Genomic DNA, 17,887 nt, shown 5'->3' with positions numbered 1-17,887 from the left:
TTATTTAGATATACTGTGACTAGCTAGATTTAAAATAGTATCAAGCTGCTCTTCTATTGTTAACTCAGAATTATCAATTTCAATTGCATCTTCTGCTTTTATTAAAGGTGAATCTTCTCTTGTAGAATCAATTCGATCTCTTGTCGTTACATTTTCTAATACATCTTCATAACTAAGATTATGACCTCGTTCTATTAACTCATTATATCTGCGTTTAGCCCTAGTCTCAGCAGAAGCTATCATAAAAATCTTTAATTCAGCATCAGGAAAAACTACCGTTCCAATATCGCGTCCATCCATCACAATACCTTTGTCCTTACCCATAAGCTGTTGCTGCTCAACCAACTTACGTCTTACTTCAGATAATGTTGCCACAGGACTTACAAACTGAGAGACTCTAAGCGTTCTAATATCGGATTCAATATTTTTATCATTTAAGTAAACTTCAGCAAAACCTTTGATGTCGTTAAATTTAAATGTAATGGTAATTTCATCTAATTTTTTAATTAACTCTTCTGAATGAAAAAAATCATCACCAATAAAATTATGCTCTAAAGCGAAATATGTTACAGCTCTATACATAGCACCTGTATCTACATAAATATAATTAAGCTTGTTAGCCAATTTTTTGGCGATAGTGCTTTTTCCAGTGGATGAAAATCCGTCTATTGCTATAACAATCTTATTCATATTTAGCGTAAATCTATTTGAAGTCCAAAAAAACTAGTATTTGATGCACTCGTATATCTGGCATGCGTGTAACTAAATCGCATTTTGTTTAATTTAATACCTATACCCACAGAAAGTCCTGAAAAATTTCTTTGATCCACAATTCGTAATTCTTCTGCACGCCTAAAGTTATAACCTAATCTTAAATTAAATCCACCTTCAGGAAATAATTCTGCTCCCAAAATAAGATGACGTAAGCCTTTGTTAAAAAAACTAAGTTCTTCTTGGGTTTGATTACCATCTAAATCTGTTGTTGCTCTCGCAGGGTTAGAAACACCAATTGGCCATTTCTGTAAATTCTCTAAGGTGAGATGCCAGCGTATTGGTACATGCTCTAAGGTTTGCGACATACCAAAATTAACTTCAAAAGGCAAAGGTTCGTTTTGACCTGCGTAAGTTGTAAACTGAGTTCCTATATTTCTAACCGTAAGTGCTGCATGAAAATCTAAATCTTCATTAATGTACATTGCGCCAAAGTCTATTGCACCACCAATGGAGTTATATTGTTCTAAAGCAGATGTTATAATCTTTACGTTTGCGCCAATATAAAAATCTGTATACGGAATATTATAATTGTAACCAGCAGATATTGCCGCTTCATTTCCATTAAAAGTTCCTGTAGAATTACCATTAACATCATAGCCATCAAACGAGCCATAATTAATGTAATTGATACCAAAATGAAAGGTTTGCACATGTCTATCCCAAGTATAAGCATAGGCTGCACTTCCGTAGGTAATTCCTCCTAAATAATTAGAGACATTTACAGCTAGTTGATTGTTCATTTGATAATTAATAGAAGCCGGATTATAAAGTGCTTCAGTGACATCATGGTCGAAATTAGTAATGATTTTTCCGCCTAAAGCAGCTTGTCTTGGAGAGGAAACTAAATTTAAAAATTGATAAGTCGATTCACCTCCCAATTGTGCAAACAAAGGCAATGCTAAAAGCATTAAACATAAGGTGGTAATTCGCTTAATCATAGATTTTGCAAAATAACTAAATCTATCTTAAAACGATGATATGATTTTTTTATTTTTTGAGAGGTCTTCTTTTCTATTTTAACTTCAATTTTTGCCCCACTTTTATAAGATTACTGGTTAATCCATTTAGTTGTTTTAGGGCATCAACTGAAGTTCCGTTTTTTTGCGCAATGCTAAATAATGTGTCTCCTGATACTACTGTCCAAACTGATACAGAATTATCTACCGAACCAAACTCAGTAACTCGAAGCTTTTGACCTATATAAATTAAACTAGAATTCAAGTTATTGATACTTTTTAACTGATTTACACTTAGATTATAACGTCTAGCTAAACTAAATAAGGTGTCATCCTTTTCAACTATATAAAAGTTTGAATTATTGTTTTCAGAATAGCTTTCATCAGATACATTGCTTTCTTCTTGTATGATTGAATCTATATGAACATCTAAATTTTTAACACGAAGCCTTTGCCCTTTATCAATAAGTGTTGTTTCTAAGTTATTGGCACGTTTTAATTCTGTCAATGACACATTATAGTTCTTAGAAATATCCAATAAAGTTTCATTCTCTTTTACAACATGGAAATCTGATTCGGCAGCTGACACTTCATTTACTGCAGATAAATTAACCGACTTTTTAGTTTCTGGCTTAACCAAAGTAATTTCACCAGTTGCAACATTTAGCTTAGCTGGCTTTCCATCTAAAATAACATCTTTATATTCAACTTCATCTTGCGCAAAAACACCTATACTAGTTAATGCGAGAGCAATAATAGATACTATTAATTTACAATTTCTTTGCATTTTTCACTTTTTGATTGGTTAAGGCGAGTTTTAAAACATCGCTCATATCCGTAACATAGTGAAAAGTAAGTCCTTTGAGGTATTCGGGTTTTATTTCTTCTATATCCCTTCTGTTGTCTTCACACAACAAGATTTCTTTTATCCGCGCACGTTTAGCTGCTAAGATTTTTTCTTTTATTCCGCCAACTGGTAACACTTTACCGCGTAATGTAATCTCACCTGTCATTGCCAAACTCTTTTTCACTTTACGCTGTGTAAACAAAGATACTAAACTTGTTAACATTGTAACACCTGCACTTGGTCCATCTTTTGGAGTAGCCCCTTCTGGTACATGAATATGCACATTATACTTATCGAAAACTTCTGGATTAATATCGAATTCGTCTGCATTAGCTTTAATATACTCCATGGCAATCGTCGCAGACTCTTTCATTACTTTTCCTAGGTTACCTGTAATAGTTAAATTACCTTTTCCTTTGGATAAAATGGATTCAATAAATAAAATATCACCTCCTACTCTAGTCCAAGCTAAACCTGTAACAACGCCAGCGACATTATTATTTTCGTATTTATCGCGTTCTAATCTTGGGCTTCCTAAAATTTGAATAATATCTTCATTAGAAATTTTAATGTTATACTCTTCTTCCATGGCAATATTCTTGGCTGCATAGCGTACCGTTTTAGCAATTTGCTTCTCCAAGCCTCTAACTCCAGATTCGCGTGTGTAACCTTCAACAATTTTCTCTAATTGAGGTTTACCCACTTTTAATGCTTTATCATCTAAACCATGTTCTTTTAATTGCTTTGGTAATAAATGACGTTTCGCAATTTCTACCTTTTCCTCAATAGTATAACCTGTAACATTAATGATTTCCATACGATCTCTCAATGCAGGCTGAATAGTATTTAAGCTATTAGCCGTAGCTACAAACATAACTTTAGAAAGATCATAACCCATCTCTAGGAAATTATCATAAAACTCACTGTTTTGTTCTGGATCTAATACCTCTAACATTGCAGATGATGGGTCACCTTGATTACCTGTAGATAATTTATCTATTTCGTCCAATACAAATACAGGATTTGATGTGCCTGCTTTCTTTAGACTCTGAATTATTCGCCCTGGCATAGCACCAATATAAGTTTTTCTATGACCTCTGATTTCAGACTCGTCACGCAAACCACCTAATGAAATTCTTACATATTCTCTACCTAAAGCTTCAGCAATAGATTTACCTAAGGACGTTTTTCCAACACCTGGAGGACCATAAAGACAAAGTATTGGAGACTTCATATCGTTACGAAGTTTTAATACTGCCAAATATTCTATAATACGTTTCTTAACATCATCTAAACCAAAATGGTCTCGATCTAAGATTTTCATAGCTCTTTTTAAATCAAATTTATCTTGGGTAAATTCATTCCAAGGTAAATCTAAAAACAGATCTAAATAATTTCGTTGAATAGAATACTCAGCTACCTGAGGATTCATGCGTTGCATTTTAGACAATTCCTTATCAAAATGCTCCTTTACCTTAATATCCCATTTCTTGGATTTGGCACGTGTTTTCATCTCTTCAATCTCTTCCCCAGATGACACTCCTCCACCCAATTCTTCTTGAATGGTTTTCATTTGCTGGTGCAAGAAATACTCGCGCTGTTGCTGGTTCATATCACTCTGAACCTTACTCTGAATATCGTTTTTAAGCTCTAGCTTTTGATATTCCATATTCATGAACTTCAATGTTTGAAGTGCACGCTCTTTAAGGTCATTAATCTTTAAAAGCCTTTGTTTTTCTTCAACCTTAAGATTCATATTAGAAGAAACAAAATTGACTAAAAACGAATTACTTTCAATATTCTTAATAGCAAAAGAAGCCTCTGAAGGAATATTTGGACTTTCCTTAATAATATCTAGTGAAAGCTCTTTTATAGAATCTATGATTGCCTTAAACTCCTGATTATCTGGAGCTGGCTTAGCTTCAGGTATATCAGATATAGTTGCTGTTAAATAAGGTTTGTTAGTTATAACCTTATTAATAACGAAGCGCTTCTTTCCTTGAATTATGACAGTCGTATTACCATCTGGCATTTTAAGAACTTTTAAAATACGAGCAACAGTTCCTGTTTTGTAAATATCTTTCTCACTTGGATTTTCAACAGATTCATCTTTCTGAGAAACTACACCTATTACTTTTCCGCCTTTATTCGCATCATTAATCAACTTAATTGATGCATCACGGCCAGCGGTAATTGGAATTACAACGCCAGGAAATAATACCGTGTTTCTAAGCGGTAGAATTGGAAGTGATTCTGGTAAAGATTCATTATTTATCTGTTCCTCATCTTCTGGAGTCATCAACGGAATTAATTCTGAATTCTCATCGAAATCCTGAAATGACAAACTGTCAAGGTTTATAAATTTAGATTTTCCCATATATGTTTTTGAGCCATTCTGTCATTTATATTTTTCAGAATAGCATTTGTTTAAATGTATTAATAATTAACTTTATATTGAATATCAGATAGTTATAAGATATTTAAAGTTATTCACACTAGTATATTTTCAATTAATATGCCATTATCTTTATAAAAATTAAAACTTTTTTTAGTCAAACTGTAACAATAAATAAAACGTCTTATCTATACACTAAAGCATTTGTTTTTTTGACATCAACCAATCAAGATATCGAACAGTTAATATTGCTTTGTAATTCTGGTAACCAACGTGCACAATTAGAGGTTTACAACAGATATAACAAAGCGATGTACAACACAGCAATTAGAATTGTAAAAGATTCTTTTAAGGCTGAAGACATTATGCAAGAGTCTTTTTTAACGGCATTTACAAAGCTAAAAACGCTAGAGGATACCAAATTATTTGGAGCATGGTTAAAACGTATTGTTGTAAATAATAGTATTGCGCACTATAACAAAACTATAAAGAAAAATGAAGTGCCTTTAGAAAATATAATTTATAAAGTTGAAGATGACCAAAGCATAGATCAAAGCAGTCATAGTAACGAAAAAGTAAAGCAAATAATGCGTGTAATGAAAACATTAAAACCAAATTACAGTTTAGGGCTATCCTTACATCTTATTGAAGGCTATGATTATGAAGAGATCTGTAGCATTATGGATATATCGTATGCAAATTGCAGAACATTAATATCTAGAGCTAAAGAAAGTTTACGAAAAAAACTGGTACAAACCGCTTAATAAAAAGCAACTATGGAAAAAGATACTATAGAAAATTTATTTGATGACCTACAAGGTGAGTTTGATATAAACGAACCTAAACAAGGACATGAACAACGGTTTTTGGATAAGCTAAAAGCAAATGATGTGGTTTCACATGAAGCAAAAAAATCATCAGGTTTTAACTGGAAACCATTTTTAGCTATTGCTGCTTCTTTAGTGATTTGCTTTAGTGTATTTATAACATTAAATAACGATCCTGAAGCTTTAGACTTGGCAAGTGTATCACCAGAAATGGCTGAAACACAAGACTTTTTCACAGCAACAATACAAAATGAATTAAAGAAGCTCAATAGTGAACGTTCGCCATTAACCGAACAAATTATTACTGATGCTTTAGAACAAATTAAAATTTTAGAAACAGATTATCAAAATCTAAAAACTGATTTAACCGAAAATGGAAACGATCAGCGTATTATTTATGCGATGATTTCCAACTTTCAAAGTAGAATAGATATTTTAAATGCTGTTCTAGAACAAATAGAAACGATTAAAGAATTAAAAATCAACACAGATGAACCTAAAAATACAATATAGATTAGTTCTATTACTTATGTTAATGCCTTTTATTGCATTAGCTAATACAGGTGTAGAATTTGCTAAAACGACCAAAGAAAGAAACATTAAAAAATCATTTAACGTCTCTTCTAGCGCTACTGTAAAAGTGAATAATAGTTTTGGAAACTTAAATATTATTACTTGGGATAAAAACCGAGTAGAATTTGATATTACGATCAAAGTAACTGGTAATAACGCTGAAAAAGTACAAGAACGTCTCGATAGAATTGATGTAGAGTTTTCGTCTTCAAATGATTTGGTTTCTGCTATAACTGAAATTGGTAAAAATGAAAAAAGCTGGTGGAATTGGGGAAAGAAGATGAATCTTAAAATGGAGATTGACTATATTATTAAAATGCCTATGACCAATAATGTAGATCTTACCAATAAATTTGGATCAATTGATTTAGATAAACTAAAAGGCTCTAGTAAGATTAGGTGTGATCACGGAAAAATCACTACTAAAGAATTATTATCTAATAGTAATGTAATTAATTTTAATCATACAAGAAATTGTTATTTTGAATATATTAAGGAAGGTGAAATTTCAGCTAATCATAGTGGTTTTACAGTAGCAAAAACTGAAAAAATAACTATTAAAGCTAATCATACAAAATCTACAATAGAAAATGTAGAAAATGTAAAATACGATTGCAACTTTGGTTCTATAGAAGTAGATAATGTCAATAATTTAGATGGTAAGAGCAACCACTTAACCGTTAGAATAGGTACTATTTTTAAAGATTTAGAATTAAGTACTAGTCATGGCTCTTTAAAAATTGGTCGCGTGGCAAGTAAAGCAAGTTCTATTATGATTGACTCTCGATTTACAAGTACTACTATAGGATTTGATACTGATTTTAATTTCAATTTTGACTTAGACTTTCAGCACGGTTCTTTAAGGGATTCTGAAGGATTCAATTTTACCAACAAAGAAGTTAATCATACTAGTAAAAAGTATAATGGCTACTATGGTTCTAAAGATTCTGGAAATTTTGTAAAAATTAAATCTCAGCATGGAAGCGTTAGCTTCAAAAAAATATAACTATCAATTAAATAAAAAACGGAAAAATGAAACTATTAAAATCAATTACAGTGTTAGCATTTCTTTTAAGTACAACATTATCATGTGCACAATGGGGAAATGGTAAAAAAATTAAAGGTGATAACAATATCACAACTACTACAAGATCTACTAGCTCATACGAAGGCCTAAAAGCTGCAGGACCTATGGACTTTAAATTAGTGCAAGGAAAAGAAGGTGAGATTACTATTAAAGGGGATGCAAATCTTATGGAATATATTGTCACAGAAATAAAAGACAATAAACTTGTGGTAAAGGTAAAGAAAGGGATAAATCTTAAGCCTAGTCAAACCATAGTTGTTACAGTACCTTATGAGTCTATCAACTCTGTTTCTCTTGCTGGCTCAGGTGATATTGAAAATTCTGGGACTATAAAAGCAGATGAATTTAAAGTGTCATTAGCTGGTTCTGGTGATATTAACTTAAATGTATCTGCTAAAAGTATAGAGAGTGCTATTGCTGGTTCTGGTGATATAGAATTAACAGGTACTACTACAGATTTAACTACTAAAATAGCTGGCTCTGGTGATTTTAATGGTAAAAGTTTAAAAAGCACAAACGTTGATGCAAAAATCGCTGGTTCTGGTGATATATATGTGGTATGCAATGGAGAATTAAAAGCTAGAGTTACAGGTTCTGGAGATGTCAAATACTCTGGTAAGCCTACAAATAAAGATACTAAGATTACAGGCTCAGGTAGTGTAAGTAACTAAGATTTATTATCCAACCAAAAATGAAAAGGATGAGCGTTTTGCTTGTCCTTTTTTTATTCTTTATAATACACATATGAGATATCATGAATAATGTTCGGTGATATATTATCCACATTATTAGCAGAAAAACCATCTGGAATAAACAATGATAAAACATTAGGGCTCTTTAGAAAAGTTATTGTTGTGCCTCCTTCTAACATAGCAAAAATATTATTATCTACCCGAACCCAATTAAAGTTTATAGCCGTATTTAACTCACTACAAGTAACTATGAAATCAACACCATCTGCAGAACCAGAATTGTTTACATAAGAATAATTAGCTAATGTAGATCGATAAAACTCACCTGTCCCATCTTCGTAAAATTCTACAGTTTCTATTTCATGGCAGTTCATTTCAGCGTATATATTAATTGTTTCCTGCTCATCATTATCAATATCTAATTGACTACTTATCAATATAAAATTCAAAACCCATGTGCCTTCAATTGGTACGATATCTTCAGGTACACAATCTCCCAATTGATCTATAATAAGCTGTAAATTGCCATCAATGTCACCGCAAATTTCTATCTGACTCATCAATGCATCTTTATAGGCATTGCATATAGCTTCGAAATTATCTTCTGTAAAATTATTGTATGCTTCCTCAGCAATCCCAGTCGCTTCTATGGCTTCTTCACATGGATCCGCATTTAATTCGCAATTACCTAGTTCATTAATTAGAGTTTGTAACGAACCATCATCACCACAAACTTCAATTTGATATTCCAAAGTATCTTTATAGGTGTTGCATAGCCCTTCGAAATTATCATCCTGAGCAGCTAAATAATTCTGTCGTGCTATTTGTGATGCAATAATGGCTTCATCACATAACTCATTAATTATTGAGCACTCCCCTAAACTATCTATAGAAGTTTGTAACATTCCATCTTCATCACCACATTTTTCAATCTGATTTTCTAAGGCATCTCTATAAGCTTGGCATAAAATGCTGAAATCCTCCTCTGAAGCTAAAGCATAATCTTCTGCTGCACTTACAGAGGCTTGAGTTGCTATTTCGCATGAGTTATCTTCAACAATAAGTTCACCTTCATAGGGTTCATTATCACAATTAACAAGAAATAAGGGTACAAAAAGAAGACGCAATAAGCGTTTTTTTATCATCATAGCGAGATAAAGTTACGTATTATTTTACAATTTTTCTTTTGGCACTCTGAAGAGTAATAATATTCCGGCAAGGAAAAAGACAACCAAAAATAAAATCGCGTTACGCATACTACCAGTAATTTGATCTATAGTGGCAAAAATTACCATACCTATTACTATACCAATTTTTTCTGCAACATCATAAAAACTGAAATAGGATGTTGTATCCTCCGTTTCAGGCAAAAACTTAGAATATGTTGAGCGTGCTAACGATTGTACACCTCCCATCACAAGACCAACTAATGATGCTGCAATATAAAACTGCATAGGCGTTTCCATAAAATAAGCATAGAAACACAAAGCCATCCAAATAAAATTAACAACAATGAGTGTTTTAATATTTCCAAATTTTGAAGATGCTCTAGATGTTAATACTGCGCCAGCAATAGCAACAAGTTGAATGACTAAAATACTTGTTATTAAACCTTGGGTTTTTGCATCAGAACTTCCCCAAGCTATTTCTTCTTCACCAAAATAAACTGCAACTAACATAATAGTTTGTACAGCCATACTAAATACAAAAAATGCTATAAGATATCGTTTTAATCTTAAATTATCATTTAATTGAATCCAAACTAGTTTTAATTCTTTTAGTCCATTGAAAACAACAGCCTTTGTTACTTTATGACCTTTAGAACTCCCTTTTGGAAGTACGCAAAAAGTGTATTGACTAAAGAGAATCCACCAGAGACCTACAGTTATAAAAGAAATCTTCATTGCCTCAAATGAAGCACTATCTTTAGCTTTTTGGATAGCAATGGCAATTTTTTCCTTATCACCACTTTCTGCTATTTCTGCCGAAATACTTGTATCAAAACCAAACCAATCTGGTTTCATTACCATTGCAAGATTTATGAGCAATAAAATAACACTACCTAAATAACCCATACTAAAGCCTTTGGCACTGATTTTATCCTGCTGCTCTGGATACGCAATGTCTGGCAAATAAGAATTGTAAAACACTAAACTTCCCCAATATCCTATTAATCCCATAAAATAGAATAGAAGGCTCAAATGAATTTCATCAGGCTCAATTCCAAACCAATACAATCCGATACAACCTAAACCACCTACATAACAAAAAAACTTCATAAAATTCTTTTTGTTCCCTACATAATCTGCAATACCAGATAATATTGGAGATGTAAATGCTACAACCAAAAACGTAAATGCTGTAACGTACGTAATTAAAGCGGTACTTTTAAATACGATTCCGAAAGCGAGAACAGTTTTTTCAGTTTGCCCTAAAAAAAGTGCAGAGTAAAATATTGGGAATATCGAAGATGCGATTGTTAAAGTATAAACAGAATTTGCCCAATCGTAAAAAGCCCAAGCATTGAGAAGTTTTTTACTTCCCTTTTTGAGTTTGCTCATAAATATTAAAATAAAAAAGCTGCTCTTATTGAGCAGCTTCTAAAGTAATCAAATATTTATTAATCTAATACTAATTTATAGGTCTAAAGCTAGTAACACCAAATTTCTTGGCTTCAGATTTAGCTGTTGGAGCTAAGGCTTGTAAATTATTTATTCTAGTATCATTGCTTGGGTGCGTACTTAAAAATTCTGGTGGTGCTTGTCCTCCACTATTAGCTTTCATACGCTTCCATAACTCAGCAGCTTCATCTGGATTATAACCAGCGATTGCCATAAGTATTACTCCTATTTTATCTGCTTCAGTTTCATGCCCTCTGCTAAAAGGTAACATACCAGCCACGTTAGAAACAACACCATATGATTGATTAAAAATTCCTAATGCTTGCTGATCGTTTGAAAGTGCAATATTTCCAGCGACAGCTAAACCTTGTTGTAAATAAGCTGCACTCATACGTTGTTGTCCATGATTTGCTAATGCATGTGCAACTTCATGTCCCATGATGGCAGCAACACCAGTTTCGTTTTGTGCAATTGGAAGAATACCTGTATAAAATGCTATTTTACCTCCTGGCATACACCAAGCATTAACTTGCTCAGATTGTATAAGTTTATACTCCCATTTGTAATCGTCTAAGTACCCTTGATGACCATTTGCATTTAACCAACGTTCTGCAGCAACCGCAATACGCTGACCAACGCGAGTTATCATATCAGAATCTTTAGTGCCAGTTATAACTTTATTCTCTCCTAGTACCTGATTATACTGAGCAAAAGCCATTGGAAATAACTGATCATTACCAACAAATGCCATAGTTTTTTTACCAGTAAAAGGGTTTGTTGCACAAGATGCAATAATGACAATTACAGCAAATGATACTATTGTCTTCTTTAAATTCATAACGAATGGTTTTATAATAATTACTAAAATACAAAAATCAAATCATATTATCAGACCCAAAATTTGCAAACTAGTCACATCATCTATTTACTTATGATATGTAATTCTGAGAAATTTTTGTCAATTACAAATGAACTTGTTCCATTAGATTTTAGCTCTTTTAAAGAAATAATTTCATTATCTAACTGAATTTCACCTACTTCAAAAGGAAGTCCATGAATTTGAACCTTAAATGTATCGTATGGAGTAATAAATTTACCTTCTTTGTGTTGGTTAATAATTAATTCTTTAGTTCTACCCGTTAAATTAAAGGTTCTTAGACTAAAACGTCCTTTTGTGTAATCAAAGCCATCATTTGCATCGCTATACAACTCACTCTTTTCTTTACCTTTTTTATAGTAAACATCTAATGTGATTTGATTAATCTCCTTTTCACCAACATATTGCTGAATTGGATATTTAGGAATAATAGCACCTTCTTTTACAAAAACAGGCATGCTATCAATATCTGCATCAACCCACATTTCCTTACCACCTTTAACAATCTCGTCTGTCCAGAAATTATACCAATTTCCTTTAGGCACATACATTCTTCTACCTTTTGCATTAGGTTCTAATATAGGACAAGCTAATATCTGCTCTCCAAAAACAAACTCGTCTGTTCTGTAATGTGTCTGAACATCATCTTGATCATATAAAACTAAAGACTTTAATAATGGTGTTCCATGATCTACATAATTCCAAAATGCAGTATATAAATAGGGTAGTATCTGATATCGAATTTCAATAAATTTTCTAACAATATCTGTTACTTCTTCATCAAAAGCCCAAGGTTCTTGGTCACCATGATCACCAGAAGAATGGACTCTAAAAAATGGATGAAAAATACCAAGCTGTATCCATCTTGTAAATAATTCTCCTTGCGGTTGCTCAGCAAAGCCACCAATATCACTGCCAGCAAAAGAAAAGCCAGACATAGCCATACGTTGTGCTTGGATATTAGCTATCCATAAATGCTCCCAAGTTGCTACATTATCTCCTGTCCAAGTAGAGGTATAACGTTGTGTACCTGAGTATGCAGCACGTGTTATTACAAAAGGTCGCTTTGGATAAGAATACTTTTTTAAACCTTGGTAGGTCGCTCTTGCCATTTGCATTCCATAAATATTATGTGCTTTTCTATGACTACAACGATTGCCATCATAATCATGACGTACATCATCTGGAAATGTTTTATTAGGCACTTCCATAACGGCAGGCTCATTCATATCATTCCAAACACCCTTAACACCAATGTCCTCAATGAGCTCTTTAAATAAACCAGACCACCAATCTCTAACTTCTGGATTTGTGAAATCTGGGAAATAACATTCTCCAGGCCATACTTTTCCCTTCATGTAATCGCCATCTGCACGTTTGCAGAAGTAATCTTTTTCTAAAGCTTCTCTGAAAACTGAATAATCTTTATCAATTTTAATCCCTGGATCAATAATAGCTACAGTTTTAAAACCGTCATCCATTAATTCCTTTACCATTCTTTTAGGATCCGGAAAGTAGTCTTTGTTCCAAGTAAAACAACGAAAACCATCCATGTAATCAATATCCAAATAAATAGCATCGCAAGGTATTTGAAGTCTTCTAAACGTTGAAGTAATCTCTTTTACTTTACTTTCAGGATAATAACTCCATTTACATTGATGAAAGCCTAATGCCCAAAGTGGTGGTAAATGATGTGGTTTGCCAGTTAAGTCTGTATAACTTTCTACAACATCATTCATTTTTGGACCGTAGAAGAAGTAATAATTCATTTCACCTCCTTGTGCCCAAAAGCTCGTTACATTTCTACGCTCATGTGCAAAATCAAAAGAAGATCTAAATGTATTGTCGAAGAAAATCCCGTATGCCTTACCGTGATGCAGACCTGTATAAAAAGGAATTGCTTTATAAATTGGATCGGTATCTTTTCCGTAAGCATAAGAATCGGTCACCCAATTATTATAGCGTTTACCTTTTAAATTTAAATGATTAGGCTTATCACCAAGACCATAGTAACTTTCTCCATCATTAGAGACCTTACTCATTTTAACAATGTTACCACCATACTCATAACTTTCTTCCCAATGAAAACCAGTTTCATCTTGATTAATGAGTTTTCCGTCCATCGCATCGTAAATGGAAACGCTTAAATTGGCTTTAGAAATCTCACAACGTAGCTTCGAGGTTGTTACTTCATAATACTCCTTCTTTTCTTCAATTTCCAATTTATTATAACCAATACTCGCATATTTAGTTATGGCATAAGAAAAGTCTTTATCAAAATTACCAACCGTAGTATATCGGAAACGTAATAAACTATCTCTTACAACTGTCAATTCTAAGATGACATCATTGTCTGTGGTAAAGTATAATTTATCAACATCCTTTTTAAAGTCTATTATTTTTGAAGGAAAGAGATTCCCTTTGTGTTCTAATTCTGTATTTACAATCATAGGTAAATTTTATAGCAAAATTTAGATGCAAAAAAACGGAAAAAATCAAACAATTGAAAGGGTTCTCAACGGATATTAAGCATTGTTATTAACTATTTCGTTTTCGGGTAGAGTTTTTGCGATTATAGGAATTTTTAAAAGATATTTTACTGAATTTGCATCTAATGATCGATAAAAAAGTAAAAAACGTATTAGCTTTTATAATCTGATTGGTCTAAATATTAAATAAGAGGTAATCCTCTTTATTTAGAATACTTAAAAACCACCATTCCTAACGGAGGAATAGTAATATCCACAGAATGATCTCTAAAATGCCAAGCTTTGGCCTTAGTAGTTTTCATTTTATTTTTGAATTCTCCACTTCCAAAGTATTTCTTTAAATCACTATTAAAAACTTCTTTGAGCTTTCCTTTTTTTGGTAAGCCCAATTTGTAGTTTTCTTTAGGAACTGGCGTCATATTGCAAGCAATAATTAAATTATCCTCTTCATCGTTTCCTTTTCTAATGTATGTAAATACTGAATTTTCAGAATCGTTATAATCTATCCATTCAAAACCTTCAGCAGAAAATTGTTTTTGATAAAGAGCAGGTTCTTTTTTGTAAAATTTGTTTAAATCTTTAAGCAATTCTTGCACTCCTTGGTGAGGCTTATATTGCAACAAGTGCCAATCTAGACTTTCTTCAAAATTCCATTCGCTACTTTGTCCAAACTCTGCTCCTTGAAACAAAAGGTTGGCTCCAGGATGTGTAAACATATAACTGTATAACAATCTTAAATTTGCAAAACGCTGCCATTCATCACCAGGCATTCTTCCTAAAATTGATTTTTTCCCATAGACGACTTCATCATGACTTAACGGTAGCATAAAATTCTCTGTAAATGCATAAGTCATAGAAAAGGTTAAATCATTTTGATGATGCTTTCTATAAATGGGTTCTTTTGCAAAATATTGAAGTGTATCATGCATCCAACCCATCATCCATTTCATACCAAAACCTAGGCCTCCCATAAAAGTTGGTTTTGATACCATTGGAAATGCAGTTGATTCTTCAGCAATAGTTTGCACATCTGGAAACGAAGCATAAACCGCTTCATTCATTTCTCTCAAAAATGACATGGCTTCTAAATTTTCTCGTCCGCCATACATATTTGGTTCCCATTCACCATCTTCTCTGCTATAATCTAAAAATAACATTGATGCTACTGCATCTACTCTCAATCCATCTGCGTGATATTGATCTAACCAAAAAATAGTATTACTAATAAGGAATGATTTCACTTCATTACGTCCATAATTAAAAATTAAGCTCTTCCAATCTTGGTGATAGCCTTTTCTTGGATCTGGATGCTCATAGAGGGCAGATCCATCAAAAAAACCAAGTCCATGCGCATCTTCTGGAAAGTGAGATGGTACCCAATCGAGAATAATCCCAATATCGTTTTGATGAAATTTATCAACTAAAAGTTTAAATTCTTCAGGATAACCAAAACGCGACGTTGGTGCAAAATAACCCGTTACCTGATAACCCCATGATGGATCATATGGAAACTCCATCACTGGCATCAATTCTACATGTGTAAAGTTCATTTCCTTTACATACGTCACCAATTCATCTGCCATTTCAACGTAAGACATGAAACGACCTTCTTCTACTTGTTTTTTCCATGAGCCTAAATGCACTTCATAAACAGAATACGGAGCATCTAAAGCATTATGCTTTTTACGCTTTTTCATCCATTTACTATCTTTCCATGCATAAGGTTCATCCCAAACAATTGATGCCGTTTTAGGATTGTGCTCAGAACGTCTAGCGTAAGGATCTGCTTTTTCAGTCTTTATATCGTTATTGTTACTCTGAATCTTGTATTTGTATTTGCTTCCTTTTCCTGCACCAGGTATAAATCCTTCCCAAATTCCGCTGGAATCCCATCGTACATTAAGTTGGTGCTCACCTTCTACCCAAAAATTAAAATCTCCGATTACAGATACATTTTTTGCACTTGGTGCCCAAACCGCAAAATATACACCTTCTACTCCATCTACTGTCATCATATGAGAACCAAACTTTTCATATAACCGATAGTGTTTTCCTGCTTTAAAAAGGTTGATATCAAAATCTGTAAAACGACTGTGTACGATTACTTCTGCCATAAATTAGTTGTTAATTATATTTGAAATTCCTTTTAATGGAATAACTGCCCATTTTGGTCGAGAATTGAGCTCATAGCCTAATTCATAAACTGCTTTTTCGAGCATTGCATATTTTAAAAGAAAAATACGCTCTTGGTTGTAACCTATATTGAGATTTGCTTCTTGGACTTTAGTAACATAAGTTTCAAGAAACACACTTTTTAGATATTGATAAAGAACTTCACCTGCTTCAAAAAGATGGTGTTGCTCGTGTTTGTATAAATCTAAATTATTGAAAATTGTTGCATAAATAGCATAATGGAAAGAACGAAATAAACCAGCAATATCCTTTAGTGGTGGCTGTTTTACCTTACGGTCTCTAATTGTACTTTCTGGTTCGCCTTCAAAATCGAGGATATAAAAATCATCATCTTTTACTAAGACTTGCCCTAAGTGATAATCTCCATGAACTCTAATACGCTCTCCTTTTAATTTCGTCCAATCAAAATCTACAAAACGTTTTCTAATGATATTCTTTTGTTCTAAAAACTCATTTGCCAACTCCAAAGCTAATCCATCTAGCTTATGCAAATTATTTTCAATGGTATTTAATCTATTTTGAAACTGATATAATAATCTATTCTTTAACCAAACCTCATAATCTCCATTAAAATGTGAAGGGGTAAATGCTGTGTCCTCAAACTCACTACCTAAGGCGATGTGCATTTCTGCTGTTCGCTTTGCTAAAGTTTGAATTTTTGTAAAAACATTCAATCCAACCCAATCTATAATTTGTGCAGGTACATCTTTGATTTCCAACCGTCCATAATCTTCAGTTCTAGGTAATTTTGAAATGTCTATTCTCTTATATTCTAAATTTGAAAATACCTTATGAAACTCCATAAGCATATATTCCCAAGCATCACCTTGGTTCTCGACCATCTCCTGCATTAAACCTATAGTGATGTTTAGATTATCAGCATCTTTAATTTGAACACTTCCTAAATAAGCTGGTGTGTTTTTATAATCTTTCTTATCGGATAAGAAACGACTCATTTCATAATCAGGATTGCGATCAGAATAAATTCGTCTGAAGAATTTTAAGACATACTTTTCGTTATAAACAATTGAGGTATTGCTTTGCTCCATGCCCATATATCGAGAAGATTCGTATACGCAATCTTTAAAAAGTTCACTCTTATGATAACGCACACGTGTTTTGTCTTTAGGGACAGCAGTTAAAATACGCTCGAAAACAACTTTTCTAAAGGCTTCAAGATTTATAGCATCAATGATGTAACCTTTTTGATTTTGAATACTTATCGGTAAAATACGATCATCTTTTGCAAAATTTTCATCAGAAACAAATGCAATAGGTAAAAAATAATGTTGATAAAAAGCTTCTGTAAAATTGACTTCTAAAATCAATCCATAATAAACCTCACCATCTTTTTGAATTCGGAAAGATTCAGCAAGTTCTATATATTTTAATTTACTCGCTTTACCACCATACCAGCGTTGTTTTACAATATAGTCTTCGAGAACATCAGACAAAAACACTTTAATGAACTCTTTATTTTCCAAGAGTTCTTCCCACTTATTATTAAAATTATAAAGTGGTGGTTGTGCTATTGTTTTTGTCTCTTTCTTTGCCAT

14 protein-coding genes are annotated in these 17,887 nt (G+C 32.8%); 4 read left to right on the top strand and 10 right to left on the bottom strand.

Translation table 11 applies throughout. The features are described 5' to 3' along the window. The 4 genes from cmk to lon all read right to left on the bottom strand — a co-directional run bounded on the left by cmk (position 1) and on the right by lon (position 4,954). Positions 1–690, bottom strand: coding sequence for a (d)CMP kinase (cmk, locus tag Q0822_RS14240; RefSeq protein ID WP_299124776.1), 690 nt, complete (start codon positions 688–690; stop codon positions 1–3). A 2-nt stretch (positions 691–692) separates the two neighbouring features. Then, positions 693–1,712: a type IX secretion system protein PorQ gene (gene porQ, locus Q0822_RS14235; protein WP_299124775.1), complete on the bottom strand. Its 1,020-nt coding sequence runs from the start codon at positions 1,710–1,712 to the stop codon at positions 693–695. Between the two features lie 73 nt (positions 1,713–1,785). Then, positions 1,786–2,517, bottom strand: coding sequence for a LysM peptidoglycan-binding domain-containing protein (locus tag Q0822_RS14230; protein WP_299124773.1), 732 nt, complete (start codon positions 2,515–2,517; stop codon positions 1,786–1,788). Beyond that, complete coding sequence (lon, locus tag Q0822_RS14225; protein WP_299124772.1) at positions 2,501–4,954, bottom strand: endopeptidase La; 2,454 nt, start codon at positions 4,952–4,954, stop codon at positions 2,501–2,503. The genes Q0822_RS14230 and lon overlap by 17 nt, the downstream gene beginning before the upstream one ends. Before the next feature lie 230 nt (positions 4,955–5,184). On the opposite strand from lon, the gene Q0822_RS14220 reads away from it, so the two are divergent. The 4 genes from Q0822_RS14220 to Q0822_RS14205 are packed head-to-tail and all read left to right on the top strand — an operon-like array spanning position 5,185 to position 8,130. Further along, entirely contained in the window at positions 5,185–5,736 is a 552-nt protein-coding gene (locus Q0822_RS14220) for an RNA polymerase sigma factor (RefSeq protein WP_299124771.1), read from the top strand. Positions 5,737–5,748: 12 nt separating this feature from the next. Next, positions 5,749–6,312, top strand: a complete 564-nt coding sequence (locus Q0822_RS14215) for a hypothetical protein (RefSeq protein ID WP_299124770.1) — start codon at positions 5,749–5,751, stop codon at positions 6,310–6,312. Continuing rightward, positions 6,290–7,378 carry a hypothetical protein gene (locus Q0822_RS14210; RefSeq protein WP_299124768.1) on the top strand — a complete coding sequence of 363 codons (1,089 nt, stop codon included), beginning with the start codon at positions 6,290–6,292 and terminating at the stop codon, positions 7,376–7,378. Before Q0822_RS14215 ends, Q0822_RS14210 begins: the two co-directional genes overlap by 23 nt. A gap of 26 nt (positions 7,379–7,404) precedes the next feature. Further along, a complete protein-coding gene (locus Q0822_RS14205) occupies positions 7,405–8,130 on the top strand; it encodes a head GIN domain-containing protein (RefSeq protein WP_299124766.1) in 726 nt (241 codons plus the stop codon). Between the two features lie 53 nt (positions 8,131–8,183). Here the strand turns inward: Q0822_RS14205 and Q0822_RS14200 are convergent, their stop codons facing one another. From Q0822_RS14200 to Q0822_RS14175, 6 genes are all read right to left on the bottom strand, one after another. Continuing rightward, complete coding sequence (locus Q0822_RS14200) at positions 8,184–9,299, bottom strand: hypothetical protein (protein ID WP_299124765.1); 1,116 nt, start codon at positions 9,297–9,299, stop codon at positions 8,184–8,186. Positions 9,300–9,323: 24 nt separating this feature from the next. Next, the gene (locus tag Q0822_RS14195; protein ID WP_299124763.1) at positions 9,324–10,712 is read right to left on the bottom strand and encodes an MFS transporter; all 1,389 of its coding nucleotides are present in this window, start codon (positions 10,710–10,712) and stop codon (positions 9,324–9,326) included. Between the two features lie 70 nt (positions 10,713–10,782). Then, entirely contained in the window at positions 10,783–11,610 is an 828-nt protein-coding gene (locus tag Q0822_RS14190; protein ID WP_299124762.1) for a M48 family metallopeptidase, read from the bottom strand. Between the two features lie 83 nt (positions 11,611–11,693). After that, positions 11,694–14,099 (bottom strand): glycoside hydrolase family 31 protein, encoded by a 2,406-nt coding sequence (locus Q0822_RS14185; protein ID WP_299124761.1) that lies wholly within the window; start codon positions 14,097–14,099, stop codon positions 11,694–11,696. 242 nt (positions 14,100–14,341) lie between these two features. Further along, the gene (glgB, locus tag Q0822_RS14180) at positions 14,342–16,252 is read right to left on the bottom strand and encodes a 1,4-alpha-glucan branching protein GlgB (protein ID WP_299124759.1); all 1,911 of its coding nucleotides are present in this window, start codon (positions 16,250–16,252) and stop codon (positions 14,342–14,344) included. Positions 16,253–16,255: 3 nt separating this feature from the next. Next, the gene (locus Q0822_RS14175; RefSeq protein WP_299124756.1) at positions 16,256–17,887 is read right to left on the bottom strand and encodes a trehalose synthase; all 1,632 of its coding nucleotides are present in this window, start codon (positions 17,885–17,887) and stop codon (positions 16,256–16,258) included.

The sequence above is a fragment of the uncultured Winogradskyella sp. genome (assembly GCF_947496485.1).
Taxonomy (GTDB): domain Bacteria; phylum Bacteroidota; class Bacteroidia; order Flavobacteriales; family Flavobacteriaceae; genus Winogradskyella.
Note: the sequence above shows the minus strand (reverse complement) of the source record. Positions and strands in the feature narration are given on the sequence as shown.